20 protein-coding genes are annotated in these 23,973 nt (G+C 40.2%); 5 read left to right on the forward strand and 15 right to left on the reverse strand.

The window, feature by feature from the left end:
- Window positions 1-754 precede the first annotated feature (754 nt).
- Window positions 755-1,612, reverse strand: coding sequence for a tetratricopeptide repeat protein (locus H5161_RS00005; protein WP_182768467.1), 858 nt, complete (start codon window positions 1,610-1,612; stop codon window positions 755-757).
- Between the two features lie 111 nt (window positions 1,613-1,723).
- On the opposite strand from H5161_RS00005, the gene H5161_RS00010 reads away from it, so the two are divergent.
- Window positions 1,724-3,034, forward strand: coding sequence for a M20 family metallopeptidase (locus H5161_RS00010; protein ID WP_182768468.1), 1,311 nt, complete (start codon window positions 1,724-1,726; stop codon window positions 3,032-3,034).
- A 76-nt stretch (window positions 3,035-3,110) separates the two neighbouring features.
- Here H5161_RS00010 and H5161_RS00015 read toward each other — a convergent pair whose 3' ends face one another.
- From H5161_RS00015 to pomA, 4 genes are all read right to left on the reverse strand, one after another.
- Complete coding sequence (locus H5161_RS00015) at window positions 3,111-5,051, reverse strand: DNA topoisomerase III (RefSeq protein WP_182711881.1); 1,941 nt, start codon at window positions 5,049-5,051, stop codon at window positions 3,111-3,113.
- Between the two features lie 45 nt (window positions 5,052-5,096).
- Window positions 5,097-5,603, reverse strand: a complete 507-nt coding sequence (locus H5161_RS00020; protein ID WP_182696310.1) for a hypothetical protein — start codon at window positions 5,601-5,603, stop codon at window positions 5,097-5,099.
- A gap of 212 nt (window positions 5,604-5,815) precedes the next feature.
- Entirely contained in the window at window positions 5,816-6,736 is a 921-nt protein-coding gene (locus tag H5161_RS00025; RefSeq protein WP_024597196.1) for a flagellar motor protein MotB, read from the reverse strand.
- Window positions 6,737-6,738: 2 nt separating this feature from the next.
- Window positions 6,739-7,506, reverse strand: a complete 768-nt coding sequence (gene pomA / locus H5161_RS00030) for a flagellar motor protein PomA (protein ID WP_024597197.1) — start codon at window positions 7,504-7,506, stop codon at window positions 6,739-6,741.
- A 321-nt stretch (window positions 7,507-7,827) separates the two neighbouring features.
- Between pomA and H5161_RS00035 the strand changes: the two genes are divergently transcribed.
- From H5161_RS00035 to H5161_RS00050, 4 genes are all read left to right on the forward strand, one after another.
- A complete protein-coding gene (locus H5161_RS00035) occupies window positions 7,828-8,070 on the forward strand; it encodes an exodeoxyribonuclease VII small subunit (RefSeq protein ID WP_002961738.1) in 243 nt (80 codons plus the stop codon).
- A gap of 2 nt (window positions 8,071-8,072) precedes the next feature.
- A complete protein-coding gene (gene ispA, locus H5161_RS00040) occupies window positions 8,073-8,960 on the forward strand; it encodes a (2E,6E)-farnesyl diphosphate synthase (protein ID WP_182694442.1) in 888 nt (295 codons plus the stop codon).
- A gap of 105 nt (window positions 8,961-9,065) precedes the next feature.
- Window positions 9,066-10,928: a 1-deoxy-D-xylulose-5-phosphate synthase gene (gene dxs, locus H5161_RS00045; RefSeq protein ID WP_182768469.1), complete on the forward strand. Its 1,863-nt coding sequence runs from the start codon at window positions 9,066-9,068 to the stop codon at window positions 10,926-10,928.
- A gap of 200 nt (window positions 10,929-11,128) precedes the next feature.
- Window positions 11,129-13,240 carry a hypothetical protein gene (locus H5161_RS00050; RefSeq protein WP_154903652.1) on the forward strand — a complete coding sequence of 704 codons (2,112 nt, stop codon included), beginning with the start codon at window positions 11,129-11,131 and terminating at the stop codon, window positions 13,238-13,240.
- Between the two features lie 41 nt (window positions 13,241-13,281).
- Here H5161_RS00050 and H5161_RS00055 read toward each other — a convergent pair whose 3' ends face one another.
- The 10 genes from H5161_RS00055 to glyA form a co-directional block, all read right to left on the reverse strand.
- Window positions 13,282-16,368, reverse strand: coding sequence for a ligand-binding sensor domain-containing diguanylate cyclase (locus H5161_RS00055; RefSeq protein WP_002961745.1), 3,087 nt, complete (start codon window positions 16,366-16,368; stop codon window positions 13,282-13,284).
- A gap of 37 nt (window positions 16,369-16,405) precedes the next feature.
- Window positions 16,406-16,891 (reverse strand): phosphatidylglycerophosphatase A, encoded by a 486-nt coding sequence (locus tag H5161_RS00060; protein ID WP_182768470.1) that lies wholly within the window; start codon window positions 16,889-16,891, stop codon window positions 16,406-16,408.
- A complete protein-coding gene (gene thiL, locus H5161_RS00065) occupies window positions 16,888-17,862 on the reverse strand; it encodes a thiamine-phosphate kinase (RefSeq protein WP_024596289.1) in 975 nt (324 codons plus the stop codon). Before thiL ends, H5161_RS00060 begins: the two co-directional genes overlap by 4 nt.
- A 46-nt stretch (window positions 17,863-17,908) precedes the next feature.
- Complete coding sequence (gene nusB, locus H5161_RS00070; RefSeq protein ID WP_002961751.1) at window positions 17,909-18,319, reverse strand: transcription antitermination factor NusB; 411 nt, start codon at window positions 18,317-18,319, stop codon at window positions 17,909-17,911.
- Window positions 18,320-18,334: 15 nt separating this feature from the next.
- Complete coding sequence (gene ribE, locus H5161_RS00075) at window positions 18,335-18,799, reverse strand: 6,7-dimethyl-8-ribityllumazine synthase (RefSeq protein WP_002961753.1); 465 nt, start codon at window positions 18,797-18,799, stop codon at window positions 18,335-18,337.
- A 100-nt stretch (window positions 18,800-18,899) separates the two neighbouring features.
- Window positions 18,900-20,012 carry a bifunctional 3,4-dihydroxy-2-butanone-4-phosphate synthase/GTP cyclohydrolase II gene (ribBA, locus tag H5161_RS00080; RefSeq protein WP_024603846.1) on the reverse strand — a complete coding sequence of 371 codons (1,113 nt, stop codon included), beginning with the start codon at window positions 20,010-20,012 and terminating at the stop codon, window positions 18,900-18,902.
- A 29-nt stretch (window positions 20,013-20,041) separates the two neighbouring features.
- Window positions 20,042-20,695: a riboflavin synthase gene (locus H5161_RS00085; protein ID WP_182768471.1), complete on the reverse strand. Its 654-nt coding sequence runs from the start codon at window positions 20,693-20,695 to the stop codon at window positions 20,042-20,044.
- A gap of 16 nt (window positions 20,696-20,711) precedes the next feature.
- Entirely contained in the window at window positions 20,712-21,845 is a 1,134-nt protein-coding gene (gene ribD / locus H5161_RS00090) for a bifunctional diaminohydroxyphosphoribosylaminopyrimidine deaminase/5-amino-6-(5-phosphoribosylamino)uracil reductase RibD (protein ID WP_024596292.1), read from the reverse strand.
- Window positions 21,846-21,847: 2 nt separating this feature from the next.
- Complete coding sequence (nrdR, locus tag H5161_RS00095) at window positions 21,848-22,297, reverse strand: transcriptional regulator NrdR (RefSeq protein ID WP_002961761.1); 450 nt, start codon at window positions 22,295-22,297, stop codon at window positions 21,848-21,850.
- Window positions 22,298-22,665: 368 nt separating this feature from the next.
- The gene (glyA, locus tag H5161_RS00100) at window positions 22,666-23,922 is read right to left on the reverse strand and encodes a serine hydroxymethyltransferase (protein ID WP_002961763.1); all 1,257 of its coding nucleotides are present in this window, start codon (window positions 23,920-23,922) and stop codon (window positions 22,666-22,668) included.
- Window positions 23,923-23,973 lie beyond the last annotated feature (51 nt).

Raw genomic sequence — 23,973 nt, forward strand, 5'->3', positions numbered from 1 at the left:
TAATTTGTTTGCCTCGCTACCTAAGTAGGTTGGCTGTTAGAACTCAATCTGTACGAGTGCCCACACAGATGATTGCTTTATATTGTTAAAGAACGTTTTGAGTCGCTTTAGCGTCTCAAGGGATGAGAATAATACACCCTTTATTTTTCGAGTCAACACTTTGTTTTAAACTTTCTTTTGGGAGATTTAAAACCGAAGTTTTATTTAACTCTGTGAGTAGTTCGTGCCTTGCTATGCTTCAGCGTTTCCCGTCTCAGTGGGGTCGCATTATAGGGAGCGGCGGATTTTACGCAAGCGTTATTTGCATAAAATAGTAATTAAAATTAAGCCCCAAGCAAGCACACACGATAAGCACAAGTTATTCACAAAACCCTGTTGATAACTCTTGTTTTTACATAGCTAAACCATACTAAAGCTATTAATTAAAACCTTAAAAATGCAAAAAGCACCTTATGTAGGTGCTTCTCAAAAGTAATAGTTATTAGAATCTAGGGTCTGTTTATCTTTCAAGGTTAAATTTGCAGCAGCCTATTTGGTATTCAGGCAAGGCAGAGCCTATGTAGTGTGGTTACTCCCCATAAATAGGCGATAACGTAGCATTAATGCCAAACAGGCGCTGCCCAAAGGGTTCTTCCTAGGGGCTATTTACTCTTTGTTACTCGGTTTTTACTTAGCCCACTAGTTTACAAATCTCGCGCCGCGATTAAACACCCCCTAGTTTGAACAAATTTTAATCCGCAAAGAGCAACAGACCCTAGTATAAAATACTATATAACTTGCGGCGATACTTAGCTGCGAGTGCGTCGCCATCAGGTAAAGAGGCAATAATGGCTAAAAAGCTTGGTTTTGCTTCGTTGAAGTTCAGATCTTTTTGTAGAACTGTAAATAGTACATCCAATGCCTCTTCTTTTCTGCCTGCTTCATTAAGTAAAATACTGAGCTCTTCTTTTAATTCTAAGTCATTTGGATACTTTTCTACTTGTTGTTGCTTTTCTTTAATCTCTGGTGAATCTTTTGCTTCAAGCGCGGCTTCGCATTTTGCTTTTATATTATTAAAGTAAGCATCTTGCTCTTGTGCATCTATTGTATTTATAAGCGCTTGCGCTTCATCTACCTTGTGAATTTGAATACATATGTCTGCTAGCACTAACTTGATACGTGCATTACCGCTGTCTATTTCATAAGCTTGCTTTGCATAATTAAATGCAGCATTTAAATCTGCCTTTAATAACGCTTGCTTTGCTTGCTCTAACAGTAAGTCTTGTTGCGCAGGTAAATGCTTTGCTAGGGCTTCGCGTATTTGCGCTTCGCTTTGAACACCTGCAAGTAAATCTACTGGTGCGGAGTCTTTTAATAATACAAGCGTAGGCAGTGTTTGCAGACCAACTTGTTGCGCAAGTTGAGAAGCGAGTGCTTGTTCTGCATCGCAATCTAAGTTTGCTACTACTATATAGCTTGCATATTCTGCTGCTACTTTATCTAAAATTGCAGCCTGTCCGATGCAGTCAGGACTTTGAGGAGAGAAAAAGTTAAGCAACACCAATTTTTGTTGTGATGTTTCACCGAGTACTTGTTGAAGGTTTTGCGCATTAATACTAACTATGTTGCTCATTGAATTGATTGCCATATTCGTCTATTTAGGTTTTTATATGGTGGTGAACATAATAATTACAAGTCATATACCTAAATCACTCGGTATACATATTCAACAATAAGGGAAAATATGAAATTAACTTACCTAAGTGCAATACTTTTATTAGCAAGCCCATTAGTACAAGCAAATGGACTCGATTTGAATTTAAGCAAAGCCATGCCAGCTATTGAAAAGTTTTACCTCGACTTACACCAATCCCCAGAGCTTTCTTATCACGAACAAAAAACAGGTAAAAAGATAGCAGATAGATTAACTCAGCTGGGTTTTAAAGTAACAAGTAATGTAGGTGGCTTTGGTGTAGTTGGTATTTATAAAAATGGTGAGGGGCCGACAGTAATGATCCGCACTGATACTGATGGCTTACCTATTATTGAGCAAACAGGAAAATCCTATGCCTCAAAAGTCAAAGTAATAGATGAGCACGGTGCAAAAGTAGGTGTAATGCACGGCTGTGGCCACGATATCCACATGAGCTCTTTTATTGGAACTGCAGAGCAGTTAATTGCTCATAAAAAACAGTGGCAAGGTACATTAATGATGGTTGCACAGCCTGCAGAAGAAGTAGGTGGGGGTGCTAAAGCGATGTTAAGCGAAGGACTATTTAGTAAATATGCAAAACCTGATCATATAATTGCTTTACATGTAAGCGCTAGCGTCCCCTCTGGTAAGGTATCAATGAAAAATGAATACACGATGGCAAGTGTAGATTCTGTCGATATTACAATTAAAGGTAAAGGTGGTCATGGTGCTTACCCTCATACAACTATAGACCCAGTGGTTATAGCTGCACGCACTGTACTTGCTTTGCAAACAATCACAAGCCGAGAGCTTTCACCGCTTGAGCCTTCTGTGATTACAGTGGGGTCTATTCATGGTGGCTCAAAACATAATGTGATTTCGGATGAAGTAAAACTACAACTCACTCTTAGAAGCTATAACCCCGATGTAAGAAGCGCTCAAATAGCAGCAATAAAACGAATCACCGCAGGTATTGCACAAAGTGCTGGCTTAAATGAATCTAACTACCCTGTAATATATGTACATGAAGATGAATCTATTCCATCTACTTATAATAACCCTGCACAAACAGACATTGTTAGAAACTCTATTGCCAGCGCAATTGGCGATACTAATGTACTTGAAACACAAGCTGTAATGGCGGGTGAAGATTTTGGCCTATACGGGCGCACCGATGAAAATATCCCTATCACCCTCTTTTGGCTAGGAGGCGTAAACCAAGCACAATATGCAGATTCAATAAAAACAGGTGAGGTACTCCCTTCTCTACACTCTAGTAAATTTGCACCAGATTATAAAGTTGCTATTCCTACTGGAATAAAAGCAATGAGTAACGCTGCTGTTGCTTTATTTAATAAGTAACCTGAGTTCTGGATAATAAATCTATCTCAAACAGAGTTCAGGTTGAGTAATATCGTTTAATAAAAAAGCTCTGTTGCTAACTAGCAACAGAGCTTTTTTTATAACTCGACTTTTTAAAGGTCGCTTTTCCACCTCGTTTAGCAAAACGTTTTTTAGGTGAGGTTTTTGGTAACTTCGCAAATGCATTGCTATCGCAGTTTGCTGCTAATTGAACAAACCCATTTAGGTCAGCAAGTAAAGGCTGTAAAAATTGCTGATAACTCATTGCCTGCTGTGCAATATCACCTAAGCTCGACTCCCACTTTGCGGTTAAATCAGGACTCGCTAAACCTTGTGGTAATACGCTAATAAGAGCAAGTCCCGTTTCGGTCGCTCTAATTGACTTACCTTCACGTTTTAAAAAACGCCGCTTAAATAGCAACTCGATTATTCCCGCACGTGTTGCCTCCGTACCTAAACCATCAGTGTCTTTTAATACTTTTTTAATTTGTGGATCTTTAACATAACGGCTAATGCCCGTCATCGCAGCCAACAATGTGGCATCGGTAAAATAAGCAGGGGGTGATGTATGCTTTTCGACTACTTCGCCTTTATCGCAAAAAAGAGGCATACCTTTTGTTAAAGGAGGTAGCGAGGCTTCATCTTTTAATTCAGATTTACCCATTAACACCTTAAAACCCAAGCTTACATCTTGCTTTGCATTTGCCTTAAAAAGCCCACCAGCAATAATTACCTCAGCTTTAGTTTCGTTATATATATAGTCGGGATAAAACTGAATTAAGTAATGACGGCTTATTAATTGATATACCTTTGCTTCGTCACCGCTCAAACTCGCTGACTTTAACTGCTTAGCCGTAGGCACAATGGCATGATGGGCAGCTACTTTTGAATCGTTAAAACATTTACTACGCTTTTTTACATCAGCCCCGTTTACTAATTCACTGCTTTGCCCCCCATTTGCACTTATTGCCTTTAAAATAGCAGATGCTTCTTGATGGTGATCTTTAGGTAAATAACGATTATCTGAGCGTGGGTAAGTAATTAGTTTATGACGTTCGTAAAGTATTTGGCAAATATCCAATACTTTTTGAGCTGGCATACCAAATGCTTTAGCGGCATCTATTTGCAGAGCAGATAAATTATAAGGTAATGGAGCACTTTGCTTTTTTTGTTTTTGGTCGAGTAAAGTAAGCTCAGCACTTTGCTTTGTAATACGTGAAGCAACATTTTCTGCAAGAGCTTTGTTAAGTATTCGCCCTTCTTCATCTTGATGTGGCTCACATGCTTTGCTTGGAACCCACTTAGCTATGAATGGTTGATTATCAGGAGTAAGCAAATGCGCCAATACATCGTAAAAAGGCTTAGATACAAAGTTCGCTATTTCGTTATCTCTATTAACAACAAGACCTAAAATAGGGGTTTGTACTCGCCCTACCGAAAGTACATTACCAAACCCTGCTTTTTGCCCTGCTAACGTATATGCACGCGTTAAATTCATACCAAATAGCCAATCAGCACGAGAGCGCGCTAAAGCAGATACACTTAACGGAATAAAATCTCGATTAGAACGCATAGTACCCAGTGATTTTTTTACTGCGGACAAATTTAAATCACTAATGAGTAAACGTTGCGTACTTTGCTTTTTAGCCTGACTTATTTTGGCTTCTTCTATTACTTGATCGACTAGTAGCTGGCCTTCACGGTCTGGATCGCCAGCGTGAATAAGTTGCGAGGCCTGTTTAATTAATTTTTTTAAAACAGTGAGCTGTTTGCGAGTTTTGGTTTTGGCTTTTAACTTCCACTGTTCAGGTATTATAGGTAAGTGTTCAAACTGCCATTTTTTAAAGCGCTCATCATAGTCATCGGGTTCTGCTTGTTCTAGCAAATGCCCAATACACCACGATACACAATCGCCATTAGCGACTTCTATATAACCATCATGTTTTTTATGTGGTTTTGGTAAGGCATCAGCAATTGCTCTGCCTAGTGATGGTTTTTCTGCAATGTAGAGTTTCATGGGAGTCGCTCACTCACTGTTTATATAAACAGTAGTTTAGCACAGCTATTTTGAAGGTGGGGAGTTTTCTATTTTTGACTTTACACTACCTTGCTTAGTGAAAAGGATAATTAAAGGTAAATAGCATACAACCACCGTGGCAATATTGATAAATGGCATTAGGGTCTGATAAATAACGGTACTGTAAGCTAAATCCCACAAATGGCGGTCAACTAATCGGAATAGTTGTAATATAGGTGCGCCAATAACAACTAGTTGCCCAATAACACATTGCCATAAATAAACTTTATCCTTTATACCCCAGTAAGCTATAAGTGCCATCCAAATAATATCTGTGATCGCCCAAACTAAATAACGATAAATATAAATGTCATCAAACGCTCGTAGGCTTGAAGCAGTTAGGTTACCAAAGAGGAAAAAAGCTGCGGTAAGTAATACAAATCGAAAGGCTAGGCGATCTTTAAATACAAAAAATATAAAAATAGCCGGACTTAGCATTAAAACCCAGCTTTTGCTTAAAATACTAACAATATATAAAAACCATTCAGGCAAAATACTCTGCCCTATTTTGTTTTTTTATCGTCATCAGTACCATCACCATTACCCGGCATGTCGCAATATTTATTGATTATTTTCACAGGCACTCCATTACATATGTTAAGGAAATGTACTGTAAGCTAAAATGACGAAATTGCCAAGATACTTAAGGCAATTAAGTACCTTAAATCAAAACAAACATAGTGAAATATAACACAAGCAATAACTTAGCGCACATCAATAGGAGCAGACTCTTTAGCCTTACCTTGCAGGATTGATATTTCTACTCGACGGTTTCTTCGGCGATCTTCATTTGAATCGTTTGGAACAAGTGGACGAGTATCAGCTCGCCCCACTACCATCATGCGGTTTTTATCAAACCCTTGCACCGTTTGCAGCTCGCTTGCTACAGCTACAGCTCGCTTTGACGATAAGTCCCAATTATTAATATATAGCTCATTCGATACCTGAAAATCGTCGGTATGGCCAGATACAGTTATTTCGCCAGGTACATCTTTTAACAGTACACCAATATCTTGAATTATGGGTTTAAACTTAGGTTGTAAAAATGCACTACCCGAAGGAAATGAACCATTCTCTCTAATACGAATAATTATTTGCTGCCCTAAAGATTCAAGCTCAATTGCACCATCTATTATTTGCTTTTCAAGCTGCTGCGCGATTTTTTTAACGAGCTCGTTAGTTTGTTCCTGATCGGCCGCTGAAGTTGCTTGCTCTGACGATTGCTCTTGAGAAGTACTACGAGATTCGCCACCACGTTTATCCCCGCGTTGTTCTTGCCTGCCGCCAGCTGAGCTTTCATCTCCAGCCTGAAACTCTAACATTTGTTGAGTCATTTCGACTGTTTGCTGCTGAATGGTTTCTATTGGGGTTGGCTCTGGTTTGCCTGGGGTAAACTCCATAGCAATAACAGAGGTACCTTTAGGGATATCTTTTACTTCAATTTTATTCTGCACTCCAAAAGCAAACTTCATAGAGCCCGCAATTTGTTTAAACTTAAGTACATCCATTTCTGAAAACGCAAGCAAGAGTACAAAAAAGCACATTAACAGTGACATTAAATCGGCAAACGTTCCCATCCATGCTGGTAGGCCTGGTGGTGGGCATTTGCACTCTTGATCAGACATAATTACTCCTCGGTATCTACTTTGCGTTTAGATTCAGCTAAGTAATTTTTCAAAATACCTTCGATAACTTTTGGATTTTGGCCATCTTGTATACCTAAAATAGCATCTAAAATTAAACGCTGATTCATAGCTTCTTCGTCTTTACGCAGTTCAAGTTTTACCTGAATAGGAATTGCCACAACATTGGCTAAAAACGCACCATATAAAGTTGTTAAAAGCGCTACCGCCATTGCCGGGCCAATTGCTTTTGGGTCATCCATGTTAGATAACATTGCAACTAAGCCAATTAGAGTACCAATCATTCCCATTGCTGGTGCAATATCGGCTAATGACTTAAATAAGCCTGCACCCATTTCATGTCGAGTAGTGGTTAAAGAGATGTCTTTTTGAAGTGTGGCGCGAACAACATCTGCGTCATGGCCATCAACAAGCATGTCGACGCCTTTGCGCATAAATGGATTTGGGATTTCAGCTTCTTCGAGTGCTAAAAAGCCCCCTTTACGAGCTGAATCAGCAAGTTCTACTGCTTTTTCAATAAGTTCTTCTGGCGTTTCAATTTTAAACATAAACGCTTTAGCAACAACTTTACCTATACCCAAAAACTGCGACATGGTGAAATTTGATAAAACAATGAAAAGTGAACCACCAAATACAATTACACTAGAAGGAGCATCGGCAAACATAGCCATTTCACCGCTACTACTCATAAACATAGACATGACAATTAAGCCAATTGCGCCTAGGATCCCGATTATGGTTGCTAAATCCACATTTCCTCCAGAAGTTTCATGCTTAATGGCCTTATCATAAACTTTTATTATTAACTGCTTATCGGCAACATATTGAATTGCTTAAGCCATTTTTATAAATAAACATAAAAAGCAGCCTTTAGCACTATTTTAGATCAAGTTATAAGGGCTACCTAATTATCAATTGATTTATTAAACTAACAGACCGCTATTAAGGCTTTATTAATACACTTGAAATATAATTTAACGTTATAAAGGTAAAAAACCAATATCATCCTTTGACCTAGTTTAGCATTCCCCCTAAAATTGACCCCTAAATTTATTATGTAAGCTGAAATAAAGATGGCGACTAAAAAACCTGAAAACTTAAGTTTCGAACAAGCACTAGAAGAATTATCTACAATCGTTAGTGACATGGAACAAGGTGACTTATCGCTTGAGCAATCGTTAAAGCAATTTGAGCGTGGAATTGCATTAGCAAGTGCTTCATCAGGTAAATTACAGCAAGCAGAACAAAAAGTATCAATTTTGATGGGGAATGGCGAAAAGTCAGTTCTTACGAATTTTGATAATGATATGGAATAGCTGTGAGCATAAATAATTATATCGAACGTGCTCAAAAAGATGTAGTAGCGACCTTACAACAGCATTTTAAACAGTCTCTCGATACTGAAGAAACAGTCAAGAACGCCACCCAGTATGGATTATTTAATGGCGGTAAAAGATTACGTCCATTTTTAGTTTATGCCACAGGTAAAATGCTCGGTGCAAACCAGCAAGACTTACATGTACTTGCAGCTGCAATTGAGTGTATCCATAGCTATTCGCTAGTTCATGATGATTTGCCCGCTATGGACGATGACGACTTACGCCGTGGCCGCCCTACTTGCCACATAGAATTTGGCGAGGCAAATGCAATTTTAGCCGGTGATGCCCTACAAACACTCGCCTTTGAGCTTATTGCGAATCACAAATTTACATGCTCGTCGCAAACACAAGTAAAAATGATTGCTACGCTTGCCAACGCATCAGGCCTTGAGGGCATGGTAGGCGGACAAGGTCTTGACATAGCAGCAACAGATAAAGTAATTACCGTACAAGAGCTTGAGCGAATACATAAGCTAAAAACCGGAGCTTTAATTAATTGTGCAATTACACTTGGTGCACTGTGCAGTGAAAAGGCAGATCAACAAACCTTAGAAAATTTAAGCATTTTTGGGTATGCTATAGGGCTGGCGTTTCAAGTACACGACGACATTTTAGATGTTGAAGGCGATACGGTTACTTTAGGTAAACCACAAGGCTCCGATATTGCCGCGAATAAAGCGACATATCCGGCGTTATTAGGTATGCTAGGCGCTAAAGAAAAGGCGCAAAATTTAATACAACAAGCCCATGAAGCGTTGGCAAATATAGATGCTGACACAACACTTCTTGCGTCGCTAGCAAATTACCTAATTGAGCGTGACCACTAATTTTTGCTCATACGTATTGCAATTAGCACTGACATTATTACTCAACATTAATTATTCGTAAAAGCTTTGAATGAATTAATGTTAGCGAAGGATATATATAAAACCATGACACTTGATAGTAGCAAGTATCCATTACTTAATTTGGTTGACGAGCCAGCCCAATTGCGTGACTTAGCGCAAGACAAACTCCCTGCATTTAGCAATGAGCTGCGCGATTATTTACTCAACTCAGTATCGCAAAGTAGCGGTCATCTAGCGTCTGGTTTAGGGACGGTTGAACTAACCGTTGCGCTACATTATGTTTATAACACTCCAGACGATCGCCTAGTTTGGGATGTGGGTCACCAAGCTTATCCACATAAAATCCTTACAGGTCGTCGCGACCAAATGCACACTATTCGCCAAAAAGACGGTTTGCACCCTTTTCCTTTTCGCGATGAAAGCCAATACGATACGTTTAGCGTAGGTCATTCAAGCACCTCTATTTCAGCTGCCTTAGGTATGTCTATTGCCGCCCAAAAAGAAGGCAAAGGTCGAAAATCTGTAGCCATTATTGGTGACGGAGCTATCACCGCAGGCATGGCATTTGAAGCGATGAATCATTTAGGCGATGTAAAATCAGACATGCTTATTATTTTAAATGATAACGAAATGTCGATTTCAGAAAATGTTGGCGCATTAACAAATCACTTTGCCCGAATTTTATCAGGTAGCTTTTATACTAACATTCGTGAAGGCAGTAAAAAGTTACTCTCAGGTGTGCCTCCGGTAAAGCAACTTGCCAGTAAAATGGAAGAGCACATTAAGGGCATGATGATCCCGGGGACCTTCTTTGAAGAATTAGGCCTAAATTACATAGGCCCAATTGATGGTCACGATGTAAACATGCTTGTAGATACATTGCGTAATATGCGTAATTTAAAAGGCCCACAGCTTTTACATATAAAAACGCAAAAAGGTAAGGGCTACAAACCGGCTGAAGCCGATCCTATTGGCTACCATGGTGTACCAAAATTCGATCCGAGCACAACTAGCCTGCCTAAATCTAAACCTAGCGCTGCTACTTTTTCAAAAGTTTTCGGCGATTGGTTATGCGACATGGCAAAGCAAGACAGCAAGTTAATGGCTATTACGCCAGCAATGCGCGAAGGCTCTGGCATGGTACGTTTTTCTAAAGAGTTTCCAGATCAATACTTTGATGTGGCCATTGCAGAGCAGCATGCTGTTACTTTAGCAGCTGGTTTTGCTTGTGAAGGTTTAAAACCTGTTGTTGCTATTTACTCGAGCTTTTTACAACGTGCGTATGACCAATTAATACATGATGTTGCACTGCAAAACTTACCTGTATTATTTGCCATTGACCGCGCTGGTATTGTTGGAGCCGATGGTGAAACTCACCAAGGTGCGTACGATTTAAGCTTTATGCGCTGTATTCCAAATATGGTAATTATGGCACCAAGCGACACCAACGAATGCCGCCAAATGCTATACACCGGTTATAAAGAAAACTGCCCTGTTGCAGTTCGTTACCCTCGAGGTAGCGCAGGTACTGCAGACATTGAAAGCACTATGCAACTGCTCGAAATAGGTAAGGCAGATACAATTAAGAAAGGCAGTAAAATTGCCATTTTATCGTTCGGTACATTACTTGAAAACGCCCAGCTTGCAGCTAACGAATTAGATGCAACGCTTGTTAATATGCGTTTTATTAAACCACTTGATACTGCACTTTTAAATGAGCTTGCTACTAGCCACGATACCATTGTTACGCTTGAAGATAACGCGATTGCTGGCGGTGCCGGCTCTGCAGTTAATGAATACTTGGCAACGCAAAAAGCTGATATTAATATCCTTAACTTAGGTATTCCTGATGAGTTTATTAAACACGGCACGCAAGATGAAATGCACGATGAAATGGGATTAGGCGAGCAAGGAATATTAAACGCTATTAAGGCGTTTATCGCTTAAGCTATTTACTTAGTTTATTAAAAAGGAGCCTCAAGGCTCCTTTTTTTGTTTTTAATTTTAACTTTTTTGCATCCAGTTTCATTTTATAGCCGTTATTGATATGAGGTTAACATGTAAATAATCAGTGCCGCTTAGTCTATGCCTTATGAGCAAGCGCGTTATTTACCTACATTTGATGGAATATTTAAAAGGTAAAAATGATGAATAAAGCTAATTTAACAACTCATTCAACACAAAAAAACACACTTAAACACACGCTTAGTTTTTCAGCTTTAACACTTGCAGTATTAATCGGCATTACAGGCTGTAGCTCAGACGATGGTGAAAACGGCGTAGATGGTATTGCAGGCACCGATGGACAAAACGGTACCGACGGTACAAATGGCAACCCTGGTTTTGCATCAGCCACATTAATTTTGGCAAACAATGGCGAGAGCAATACAGGCACTATCGATTTAATTAACCAAAACGCCTCTAAACTAAAAACCTTTAATACAACAGCTAACGAAGGCGTTGCATTTGATAGCTTAGGTAATTTATTGCAAGCAAGCGACAGCGAAAATGGCAGTATTAAAACTATTTGCCAGCTTGCAAATCGTAGTGACGGCGCAACCTATACAGCTAATACAGATCGCGAAATAACAGGTACTAACACAACACTGGTAAACCCTAAAGGAATAGCTGTAGCACAAAAGAGTGGCCTTGTTTTTATTGCTGACTTTGGCGCTATGCAAGTAACGACTTTTGGCGCTACAGCCGCGGGCGATGCAGCGCCTTTAGGCACAACTATTACAGAAGCGGCGCCGTGGGATGTTGATTATGATGAATCTAACGACCGCCTTTATGTAGCACTAACAAATGGTGATGTAGCCGTTTATGATAATTTTGTTGGTGGTGAATTTGCCGCAATGCCAAGCCGCACAATTACTCCAAGTAATAATGATGGCACGCAAATATCTGTAAATATTCACGGCATTGTTTATGACTCAAATACTAATAAACTTGTTTTGTCTGATGTAGGCAGTGCCTCAGACGCAACCGATGGTTCGTTATTTGTAATTAATAATGCTTCAACTGCAGAGGGCTTAGTAAGCGTTGCACGAAGTATTGCCGGTCCAGCAACAATGCTTGGTAACCCAGTTGATATTAGCCTTGAAGGTAGTGACTTACGTGTAGCTGAAAAATCAAATGATGCTGTTCTTGTGTTCAGCAATATATTTTCAGGTGAGAGCGGCGATATCACTCCTGATTTAGTTACCTCAACAATTAAACCTGAGTCAATTACTAAACTGGGTATACAAAATGAGATGGCTGATATTTCAGATAGTGATACCGCTAATATGGCGCTGCTAGGTGTTGCTGTAAGTAGTAATCCGGGCACTGCAGGTGAAACAACTGGGCAAATTAGTCGATTAAGTTCACAACTTAACACAGAAATTGGCAACTATAATGCAAGTCAAACTATCGAAAGTGTAACTTTTGATAAAGCGGGTAATAGCTATACAACGTTCGATAACAGTACAACCTCAATTGGCGGTATTGTTATTTCAAATAAAGTGGCAATAAACAGAGATGGGCAAACTTATAATACGAACCAAGACAGCATTATTACTGGTTCGAATACAGGCCTTATATCTCCTAAAGGTCTTGATGTGGCTTCTGATAGCGGTATGATTTTAGTTGCAGAAAATAATGCAGATACTCCAAGCATTTCAATATTTTCAACTTGCACCACAGGGGATGCAAGCCCATTAATGACGCTTACGTTTGCAAACGATGCTCGCCCTTGGGATGTTGATTACGATGCAAACACTGATCGAGCTTTTGTAGCACTAACAAATGGAACCGTTGCTGTATTTGACGAAGTTAAAAGCAAACTAATGGCTGGTAGTACTAATATTGCAGTTGAGGATAGGCTTATAACGCCAGCAAATGCAGGTACAGCAGTAGCAGCACCAAGCAACATGCACGGCATCGACTACGACTCGCTAAGTGGCTCGCTAATACTCTCTGATGTTGGTAGCGCAGCAGTTGCTGACGATGGCAAAATATACGTATTGAATAACGTAGCAACTGCATCGGGCTTGGTAAACATAAGTACCACTATTAGCGGTCCAAATACCCTACTGGGTAACCCTGTTGATATTATGTATACCGGAACAGATTTATACGTAGCTGAGAAGTCAAATAATGTGGTTATGCGATTTAATAATATTTTAAGCAGTGCAGGCGGTGATATAAGCGCCGATACCAGTACGGCATTTACAGCCCCTGAGTCGATTGCAATATTACCAGCTTGGCTTAACAAATAGAGTTAACCTCACCATGCCTGACCAATAACCTTGGTCGGGCATTATCGCATCCACACTTTTATATCTGCCAAGCCATTACTTTGTAAAATACCTAATTGCTGATCAACATTAGAGTTTTGTTCAAACTCAAATGCATCGAGCTGATCATCAAACGTAATATTAGCCACACCATCACCACCGCGCTTTTTAACTTGATGCAGTGCTATATCTGCTAAGTTAATAGAGGTTTCCCAGCTAATTACTTGTCCGCCTAGTAAAGGTAATGGATAAAATGACCAACCAATTGATGCCGTGATATTAGTTGTTTTTCCATTTGGTAATTGGAACGAATTAGCAGCTATTACTTTACAAAGTTCTGAGGCATAGCTATCTATTTTATTGCATTTAAAGTCACGTAATAATAATAAAAACTCATCACCACTCCAACGTGCCACATAGTCAGAGCCCTGCGTACGCGAATTTAACAATGCAGCCATTTGCTGTAAGCAGCTATCACCTGCAATTGGGCCATACGCATCGTTAATACGGCTGAAGTTATCAAAGTTAATAATTACCAGCACCAGTGACTTACCTTGTGCCTGCAGCGACTGTGAATTACGTTGAAAGTGCTCAATATCTTTAGGGAGTTGATCAAACAAAAAGCGGCGGCTACGTAGCCCTGTTAGCTCATCTGAGTGACTCACTAATTTAAGCTGTGAATTCACTTGGCCTAATTTATCATTAGCTTGGCGAAGCTCTAAGGTACGCTCAGTGATTAAGCCCTCTAATGCTTCTTGTTTTCTGCGTTCTTGTGCTCTAAACACCCAAAAAATGAGATAAAAAAGCAAAATAAAACCACTGGTAATTAAAAGCCTAAAGTAAATTGTTTCGTCAAAGCGCTCAGGCACTACAAAACCGTATTCTACATCTTGCGCTTTAGCCCAGTCTTCACCTTGGCGCTTAGCTTCTAATTGAAACAAAAACGAGCCAGGAGGCAAGTTAGTATAAATAGCTTCACGTCGCGTATTTGCATAGCGCCAGTCACTATCTAAGCCACTTAGTTTATATCTAAATTCAATGCTGTTTGGTGCATAGTAATCAATAGCTGTGTAAGTTAGCGTTATATCACGCTCGTCTGTTTCTAATGATGGTTTTTTACCAAGCGCAGCGGTAGTTAAATGACGAAGTGGCGTTGTTATTGTCTCTATTGTTGGCTTTAATGCAAGCACACCAAATAGCTCTACATTTTTAGGTATTTCAACAACACCTTGTAAGCTTGGGTACCAAATAGAATTTCCGGTGTCTGCTACCGCATCATGCCCAAGTCCACTACAACATTGATTCGCTTTACCATCAAGTTGACGGTCAAAAGATGAAATTACTTCTTCAACTTTTAAGCTTTTTATTTCTGTTTTAAATTGCTCTACAGGCATTCTGTAAACACCTTTCATGGTGCTTACCCAAACATGCTTTAACTTTTCATCATATTCTAGGCTAAATATAGAACCATACGGTAAACCATTAGCTGCATCGAGCTGACGCCATTGCCCTTGCGTACTTCTGTAAAAAAGCCCATCGTTAAGAGAGCCTATTAAAATACCCACGCCATCTATATGTAGCACGCTAGTTACGTATGCGCTTTCAAGTGTTGTTTGGTCGCCAATTTTTTCAATGCCACGGTCTGTAAAGTAATATGCGCCCTTACTAGTACCAATCACACCAAAGTTTGTTTTATCTAATACGTAGGTAATAAACTTACTACCTAAAAAAGCGTTATAGGCAAAAGGCGTTAAACCAGCATAATTTAATCGATATAAACCGCGTCCGGTACCAATCCAAAAGCCGCCTTTACTAGAGCGACTTATTGCAAATACCGGATTATCGCGAAGTGCTCGACCAGGGACGGTGTAAAGTGTCTTGTTTTCAAAAACAAATAAGCCGCGCCCTGTGGCTATATATAATCGCTCACCATCAAATTGTAGATCGTGTACTGATGCGTATCCATATTTACTACTTGGGACTAAATTAATAAAACTTTTATCTAAATCGAAATAACCAATGCCGCTTTTATTCGCAACCCACAGTTTACCATCAGGTGCTTGGCTAATAGCCATAACAGATTCGGTCATATTTGAAACTGCTGAATGCCTTTCGACTCGCCCTTCATGAGCAAGCCACAAGCCTTCACTAAAGCTTGCTAACCAAACGTTATTTTTATCATCTCTAAAAATATCAGCAAACCATATACTTTGATCGAGTTGGCTAGGCTCTACCCATTGCCACTCACCGGTTTTATCTCTGAATAATAAGCGTCCATAGGTCGAAACCCACAAGCCACCATCGGTATCACTCATAAACTTATAAACGGCTGAGTTATTTGCATTAGGTAGAGGAAAAGGTCTTAGCTCGTCATCTAAATCTAAAAAGTATGCACCTAGCTCAGAAGCTATATACAAATTACCATTTAAAAATGATAAATCGTGCACTATGGTTTGCGCTAGGCGCTCTGGTAAAGATATTTTTGCGGTAAGCTCTAAACGTAGTTTAGAAAAATCTGATGAGTTTTTTGTAAGGCGTAATAAATGACGATCATTAACCAGCCAAATGCCTTCAGGAGAGAGTGCCATTTGGCTAACAGAGCCAACTATTTGTGTGATCACAGTAGCATTAACAATAGGTAGAGGACCATTTACTTCAGTGCGTAAATCAACTTGCCCTCTATCTACATAGTATAAGCCGTTGGCCGCAATCCATATGCTACCTTTAGAGTCCTCAAGAATATCCCTTACTGGACCTTTAATATTAAATTCTTGTGCTGCAAATGTGGCTGGGTTAATAACTACCAAGCCACTTTTAGTGCCTACCCATAACAAACCACTAGAATCGACTAAAAGCTTATTAACACCATTACTAGGCAAGAATGGACTATTTTGCGTGTTGTAATTTGTAAATGTTGTACCATCAAAACGGCTTAAACCAAATTGCGTACCAAGCCACATATAGCCTTGCTGATCTTGTACAACACTTTTAAGTGATTGCGACGGTAGGCCATCTTTTATATTCCATTGCTTAACTACGTAATCAGTAATTGAAGCCCAACTTGGCGTCGCGCACAACATAAGTACACAAACCAGTAAAAATCGCATCATATTGCTGCCACCTAGTTAAACAAATCAAATATAAAAATTAAAAGGGCAGTAAACCCACTTTTATTAACGCTTGTAAACATATAAGCGAAAAAATACCCGCAAGTATATCGTCGGCCATTATACCTAAACCGCCATGTACTCGTTTGTCTAGCATACGGATTGGGCCGGGTTTTGCTATATCAAAAAAGCGAAATAACAAAAAACCTACGAGTAATGTTTGCCAGTTAAGTGCTGCGCCAATCATAGTGATGTAATAACCCGCCACTTCATCCCATACAATAGCAGGATGATCGTGCACGCCTAAATCATCAGCCGTTTTACCGCACGCCCATATACCAAATATACTGATCACAACGGCAAATACAATTTGCAGCCATGACGGATAATACATGGTCATAAAAATGAATGGCAAGGCAGCAAATGTACCAAATGTACCGGGCGCTTTAGGGGCAAGCCCAGTCCCAAAGCCCAGACCAAAAAACTGATGTGGACGCTTTAAATTAAACTTGCGGTTATTGTTCAAACCAGCTCCTTTGCAAAGTGCTCAAAACCCTGCGGTTCAAAATCAAACTTTTCACCGTTGTGTAAAAGCTCAATTTGGCCATCGCCACTTTTAACTTGGCCAATGCATGTTGCATCTACACCATACTGGCGTAGCTTTATTTCTAACATACTCTTATTGCTATCAGGGACCGTAAAAATTAATTCGTAATCATCACCGTAACTGAGAATAAATGGCAGCTGCTGATTAAAATCAAGGCTTGCTTGCATCGCATCTGAAGTTGGAATACTTTCAATATTCACCACTGCACTTACTTGTGACATATCGAGTATATGACTTAAATCAGCGATTAAGCCGTCCGACACATCAATAGCCGATGATGCTAGGCCTCGTAATACCTGCCCTGCAGCAACACGTGGGGTTGGAAAATCAAAGCGTTTATTTACGTACTTTAAATGCTCTGGCTCAATACTTATACCTTGCTTGCGAGACTCAATTGCAAGTCCAGCGTCACCTAGCGGACCCGTAACATAAATCCAATCACCCACTTTTGCGCCACTACGACGAAGTGCAGTACCTTCGGGCACAGTCCCTTTCGCACAAATAGTAATAGTTAATGGCCCCTGAGTAGTATCGCCACCTATAATCTGCACATTAAAATATTCAGCAATTTCATGCATGCCATCAGTAAACTCTTCAATCCACTGTGGGTCAATACTTGGCAAAGTTAACGCAACTGAAACCCAAGTTGGCTCAGCGCCCATGGCCGCTAAATCACTTAAATTAACAGCAAGCGCTCTGTGACCTAATGCACGAGGGGAAATATCATCAAAAAAGTGTACGCCAGCAACAAGAGTGTCTGTTGTAACGGCAAGTTGGCAGTTTTGTGGAACGGTTACTAAAGCGCAATCATCCCCTATACCTAGGTTTACATCACGACGGGTGATACCGCGACCTTTAAAGTAGCGGTTAATTAATTCAAATTCCTTCATACACAAAAAAGCCGGCCTATGCCGGCTCCCCTCTTTAACGGTTTACTTACTTGCGTAAATGCTTAACAGCTTTATCAAGTACACCGTTTACAAATTTATGGCTGTCTTCAGCGCCAAAAATTTTGGCCAGCTCAATACCTTCGTTAATAGCAACTTTATAAGGTACGTCTTCACGGAACTTAAGCTCATAGCTGCTTAAACGTAAAATTGCACGCTCAACCATATCTAAGTCATCAAACGGACGTGTTAAATGTGGTGATACAGCTTCGTCTAGTTGCTTGTAATTTACAGCAACACCCGTCGCTAGATCTTTAAAGTATTCAACATCAATTTTAGTAACGTCTGTTTCGATCAACATTTGTTGTTCGATATCGGCAATTAAATTGCCACTTATTTGCCAAGAATAAACGGCTTGGAGTGCTAAGATACGTGCTTTACGTCTTGCTGCTGGTTTCACAAAAATTCCTTAAACTTAAATTTTATCTAACACATTAACCATTTCAAGCGCGCCTAAAGCAGCTTCGCCGCCTTTATTGCCCATTTTGGTGCCAGCACGCTCAATTGCTTGTTCAATGCTTTCTGTGGTTAATACGCCAAATGCAACCGGGATATCATACTCAAGTGATACTTGCGCAAGACCTTTGTTTGATTCGCCAGCAACTAGGTCAAAGTGTGGTGTACCACCTCTGATCACTACGCCTAATGCGATGATTGCATCATACTCTTTTTTTGCCGCAACGCGTTTAGCCGCTAAAGGTAATTCTACCGCGCCTGGCACATAAATAACGGTAATGTCGTCATCTGATACGCCACCTGTGCGTTTTAGCTCATCAACAGCACCTGCAAGGAGGCTGCTACCAATAAAGTCATTAAAACGAGAAATGACAATGGCAAATTTTTTGCCTGGAGCGTACTTATTACCTTCAATAATTTTCATTTGATAACCCTAAAAATAAGTTCAAGCGGTTGCGATTGCGCAAAAATTGCTGCGCATCATACCATAAAAATAAAATAATAGCCTAGTTTAAGCGTGATGCTTATTGTGGCTCAACGTAATCAACAACTTCTAAATGAAAGCCCGAAAGTGCATGGTACTTTTTAGGGCGACTCATTAATCGCATTTGTTTAATTCCAAGATCGGCAAGTATTTGCGAACCTACGCCAACAGTACGAGATGTACCTTTGAATTTACGTGGCGTAACGCTTTCGCCGGCATCAGCTGCTGCAAATGCTTTCACAGTTGCCTCTAACTCTTCAGTGCTTTCTTGCTTACCTAAAATAACTAAAGCACCTTCATTTTTAGCGATATAAGCCATTGCTTCAGAAAGGCCCCAGCTACGGTCAGCACTTCTGTCTGAAAGTAGAATATCGTTAAAGGTACTTTGCAAATGTACACGTACATTTGTCGGCTCTTGATCTTTTATATCGCCTTTGAGCAATACGTAATGTAATTGGCCGTCAATTGTGTCTTTGTAAGTAACTAAATCAAATTCACCATGAACAGTTGGTAACTTACATTTTGCTACTTGCTCAATTGTTGTTTCGTTTAAGTTGCGGTATTCTATTAAATCAGCAATGGTGCCAATTTTAATATCGTGCTCTTTCGCAAAAACTTCTAAATCAGGGCGGCGTGCCATAGTGCCATCAGCATTAAGTATTTCAACAATAACAGATGATGCTTCAAGCCCAGCTAAACGCGCTAAATCACAGCCAGCTTCAGTGTGTCCTGCGCGAGTTAATACGCCACCAGGTTGCGCCATAATAGGAAAAATATGTCCAGGCTGAACAATATCACTTGGGACTGCGCCTTTAGCTATAGCCGCTTGCACTGTACGCGCTCTATCTGCTGCTGAAATACCGGTTGTAACACCTTTTGATGCTTCTATCGACATTGTAAAGTTAGTCGAAAATGCTGCACCATTGTTTTTAACCATTAACGGTAAATCAAGTTGCTCGCAACGCTCTTGCGTCATGGTTAAACAAATTAAACCACGGCCATGGGTAGCCATGAAATTAATCGCTTCTGCGCTAATATGCTCAGCAGCTATTATTAAATCGCCTTCGTTTTCTCTATCTTCATCATCCATTAAAATAACCATTTTACCGGCTTTAATATCGTCGATGATTTCTTGCGCGCTGTGTAAATTCATAAATTTGCTCGTGTAAGTTGTCAGTTTCGTTATTTAATAAAACCCGCTTTAGCGAGTAAGCTCATCGAAATATCAGAGCCCGTTGGTTGCTCTGCACCCCTTATAAGGCGCTCTAAATAACGTGCAATTTGATCGACTTCTAAATTAACTTGGGTACCTACTTTAAAATGAGCAATTGTGGTTTGCTCACTCGTGTGTGGGACAATTGTTAATTTGAATTTATTACCCTCTACAGCGTTTACTGTCAGGCTTATACCATCAATACATACCGAACCTTTGTAAGGAATGTATTTCATTAAATTTTCGTCAGTTGTAAGCCAATATTCTGTTGCTCTGGCGTTTGCTGTAATACTTGTAATTGTTGCGATACCATCAACATGGCCAGACACTAAATGACCGCCTAAACGAGAAACAGGTTGCATGGCTTTTTCAAGATTCACCGTTTGTCCTAAAGCATAGTGAGCAAAACCGGTCAAACTAATCGTCTCATTAGATAAATCCGCACTAAAACCATCAATATGTTTACCAACTACAGTTAAGCAAACACCATTAGTTGCAATGCTGTCACCTAACTTTACGTCTGTCATATCAAGATCAGTACTTTGGATACGAATGGCTAAGTCGCCTTGTTTTTTTTGTAATAAAGCAATTTTGCCTGTGGCTTCTATTATCCCAGTAAACATAGCACTACTCTTTTTATTAAGTGATTTTAATGAGTTTTGACGCGGTGATACGTAAATCGTCACCAATGCGCGCACATTCATTAAATGTTAAATCAACGGTGTTTTGCATACTCGTCAATTCAGGAAAATTAACTAAACTTTTTGCATCATGGCCCATTAGTTTAGGCGCTAAATAAAAAACAAACTCGTCAACTAAATTAAGCTCTGTCATTTTACCAGCAAGTGTTGCGCCAGCTTCAAGCCAAACATTATTAAACTGCAGTTGCCCAAGTTTTTCTAAAACGGCTTGTAAATCAACTTTACCGTTACTTTCACTGACTTCAATATGCTTTACAAAATGCGGCCATTGCAATGATTTATCAACCTTAGTCGTAAATATTATTACATCACTTTGGATTTCAAATAAAGCAAGGTCAGGTGTTAAACGGTTTTGAGAGTCAATTATAACACGCACGGGCTGGCGAAGCGGCAAATCAGTAGGCAGTGTGCAAGGCAGCTCACTTAGTCGCACATTAAGTTTAGCATCGTCTACTAGCACTGTATCGGCACCGGTTAAAATAGCGCAGCTTTTCGCTCGGTATAATTGTACGTCTTGTCGAGCAGCAGGACTTGTGATCCACTTACTTTGCCCATTTTTAAGCGCCGTTTTACCATCAATACTCGCTGCCATTTTGCAAATCACATAAGGTAAGCCTTGTTCCATACGCTTAAAAAAGCCAACGTTAAGTGCGCGAGCTTGTGATTCGAGTAACCCGTAAGCAACGTCAATACCCGCGTCGCTCAGTATTTTAAGGCCTTTGCCAGCAACTTGTGGATTTGTATCAACCATAGCAGCAATTACTTTTACCACACCGGCAGCTTTTAAGCCTTCGGCGCACGGTGGCGTACGGCCATAATGACTACACGGTTCAAGCGTTACATAAGCCGTTGCACCTTGTGCATTTTTTCCAGCGACAGCCAGTGCATTTACTTCTGCATGGCCTTGACCTGCTAATTGATGAAAACCCTCACCAATTATTTGATTATTTTTAACTAAAACACAGCCAACATTAGGGTTAGGTGTGGTAGTAAACCGGCCTTTTTTGGCAAGTTCTATGGCGCGTGCCATATACATTTCATCATGTTCAGTAAAAGGAACTTGGCTTTGCATTGTTACTCCCCTAAGCGGGCAATTTCTTCGCCAAATTCGCGTATATCTTCAAACGAGCGATAAACAGAGGCAAATCTCACATACGCTACTTTATCGAGCTTTTTGAGGGCTTCCATAATGCATTCACCAACCAAATGGCTTGAAATTTCTCGCTCGCCTGTAGCACGCAACTGCGATTTTATTATATTCACAACTTCGTCTACTTGCTCTGTGCTCACTGGGCGTTTTTCGAGTGCGCGATTTAAGCCATTTAATAATTTATCTTCGTTAAATGGTTCGCGGCTGCCGTCTTGTTTAATAACACGAGGCATAACCAGTTCAGCGCCTTCAAATGTAGTAAAGCGCTCATGGCAGTCGTTGCACTCACGGCGCCTGCGAACTTGATGGCCTCCACCAACAAGGCGTGAGTCAATAACTTTAGTATCTTTTGCGGTACAAAATGGACAATGCATAGCTCGGTACTTCCGTTTTAAAACAAAAAAGACCGCTAAATAGCGGTCTTTTATCTTAGCAAAAAAATAGGGCCTGTTGACCTTTCAGGATTAAATTTGTTCTATCTATGGGTGATTTAATCGCGGCGCGAGGTTTGTAACCTAGTGGGCTAAGTAAAAACCGAGCAACAAAGAGTAAATCGCCCCTAGGACGAACCCGAGGGCAGTGCATGTTTGCCATTTATGCTGCGTTATCGCCTATTTGTGTGGAGTAACCACACTACATAGACTCTGCCTTGCCTAAAAACCAAACATGCTACTGCAAATTAAACCTCGAAAGATAAACAGGCCCCTAGCCTATGTGATCTAAATTACTGCTGCTTATGCAATTAAGCGTAAACAGGTAATTTTGCACAAATTGCTTTTACTTTTTCTTTAACTTGCGCCTGTACAGATTCATCAGTGATGTTATCTAGTACGTCACAAATCCAGCCAGCAAGCTCTTTTGATTCTTCTTCTTTGAAACCACGACGAGTGATTGCAGGAGAACCAATACGCAAACCAGATGTTACAAACGGAGAACGTGGATCGTTTGGCACTGAGTTTTTATTAACTGTGATGTTAGCGTTACCAAGGGCTGCGTCTGCATCTTTACCAGTAATATCTTTATCGATTAAATCGAGTAGGAATAAGTGGTTTTCAGTTTTGTCAGATACGATTTTGTAGCCGCGCTCTTGCATTACAGCAACCATTGCTTTTGCGTTTTTAACAACTTGTGTTTGGTATACTTTAAATTCTGGTTGAAGCGCTTCTTTAAATGCCACTGCTTTTGCTGCAATAACATGACATAAAGGACCACCTTGGCCACCAGGGAAAACTGCGCTGTTAAGCTTTTTATAGATTGCTTCATCGCCACATGCAGAGATAATTAAACCACCACGAGGACCAGCAAGTGTTTTATGCGTAGTTGTAGTTACAACATGTGCATGAGGAACTGGGCTTGGGTAAACGCCTGCCGCAATTAAACCTGCAACGTGAGCCATATCAACAAACAGGTAAGCACCTACTTTGTCAGCAATTTCACGGAATTTAGCCCAATCAACAATACCTGAGTACGCTGAGAAACCACCAATAATCATTTTTGGTTTATGCTCAAGTGCTAGTGCTTCAACCTGTGCGTAATCAATTTCGCCCGTTGTTTCATCTAGTCCGTATTGAATTGCATTGTAAAGCTTACCAGAGAAGCTTACGTGTGATCCGTGAGTTAAGTGACCACCATGAGCTAAGCTCATACCAAGTACAGTGTCGCCTGCTTCTAATAGCGCTAGAAAAACAGCAGCATTAGCTTGCGAACCAGCATGTGGTTGTACGTTTGCGTAGTCAGAACCAAATAACTCGTTAGCACGGTCAATTGCTAATTGCTCAACAACATCAACGTGCTCACAACCGCCATAATAACGTTTGCCAGGGTAACCTTCTGCGTATTTATTTGTAAGCTGTGAACCCTGCGCTTCTAGTACGCGTGGGCTACAGTAGTTTTCTGAAGCGATTAGTTCAATGTGCTCTTCTTGGCGAGCAGTTTCTTTGTTTATCGCGTCAAATAACTCTGGATCAAAATCCGAAATATTCATGCTACGTTCTAACATTGGGGTCTCCTAGGGCAACGTGTATGGTGTTTTTTAGAGGCTTTATTGTAC

Source organism: Pseudoalteromonas sp. SG43-5, from assembly GCF_014164345.1.
Lineage (GTDB): Bacteria > Pseudomonadota > Gammaproteobacteria > Enterobacterales > Alteromonadaceae > Pseudoalteromonas > Pseudoalteromonas distincta.

Coding starts and splice junctions, on each gene's coding strand:
- H5161_RS00005 (WP_182768467.1), bottom strand. CDS start 1,612: ATGAGCAACATAGTTAGTATTAATGCGCAAAACCTTCAACAAGTACTC.
- H5161_RS00010 (WP_182768468.1), top strand. CDS start 1,724: ATGAAATTAACTTACCTAAGTGCAATACTTTTATTAGCAAGCCCATTA.
- H5161_RS00015 (WP_182711881.1), bottom strand. CDS start 5,051: ATGAAACTCTACATTGCAGAAAAACCATCACTAGGCAGAGCAATTGCT.
- H5161_RS00025 (WP_024597196.1), bottom strand. CDS start 6,736: ATGTCTGATCAAGAGTGCAAATGCCCACCACCAGGCCTACCAGCATGG.
- H5161_RS00035 (WP_002961738.1), top strand. CDS start 7,828: ATGGCGACTAAAAAACCTGAAAACTTAAGTTTCGAACAAGCACTAGAA.
- dxs (WP_182768469.1), top strand. CDS start 9,066: ATGACACTTGATAGTAGCAAGTATCCATTACTTAATTTGGTTGACGAG.
- H5161_RS00050 (WP_154903652.1), top strand. CDS start 11,129: ATGAATAAAGCTAATTTAACAACTCATTCAACACAAAAAAACACACTT.
- H5161_RS00055 (WP_002961745.1), bottom strand. CDS start 16,368: ATGATGCGATTTTTACTGGTTTGTGTACTTATGTTGTGCGCGACGCCA.
- thiL (WP_024596289.1), bottom strand. CDS start 17,862: ATGAAGGAATTTGAATTAATTAACCGCTACTTTAAAGGTCGCGGTATC.
- ribE (WP_002961753.1), bottom strand. CDS start 18,799: ATGAAAATTATTGAAGGTAATAAGTACGCTCCAGGCAAAAAATTTGCC.
- ribBA (WP_024603846.1), bottom strand. CDS start 20,012: ATGAATTTACACAGCGCGCAAGAAATCATCGACGATATTAAAGCCGGT.
- H5161_RS00085 (WP_182768471.1), bottom strand. CDS start 20,695: ATGTTTACTGGGATAATAGAAGCCACAGGCAAAATTGCTTTATTACAA.
- ribD (WP_024596292.1), bottom strand. CDS start 21,845: ATGCAAAGCCAAGTTCCTTTTACTGAACATGATGAAATGTATATGGCA.
- nrdR (WP_002961761.1), bottom strand. CDS start 22,297: ATGCATTGTCCATTTTGTACCGCAAAAGATACTAAAGTTATTGACTCA.
- glyA (WP_002961763.1), bottom strand. CDS start 23,922: ATGTTAGAACGTAGCATGAATATTTCGGATTTTGATCCAGAGTTATTT.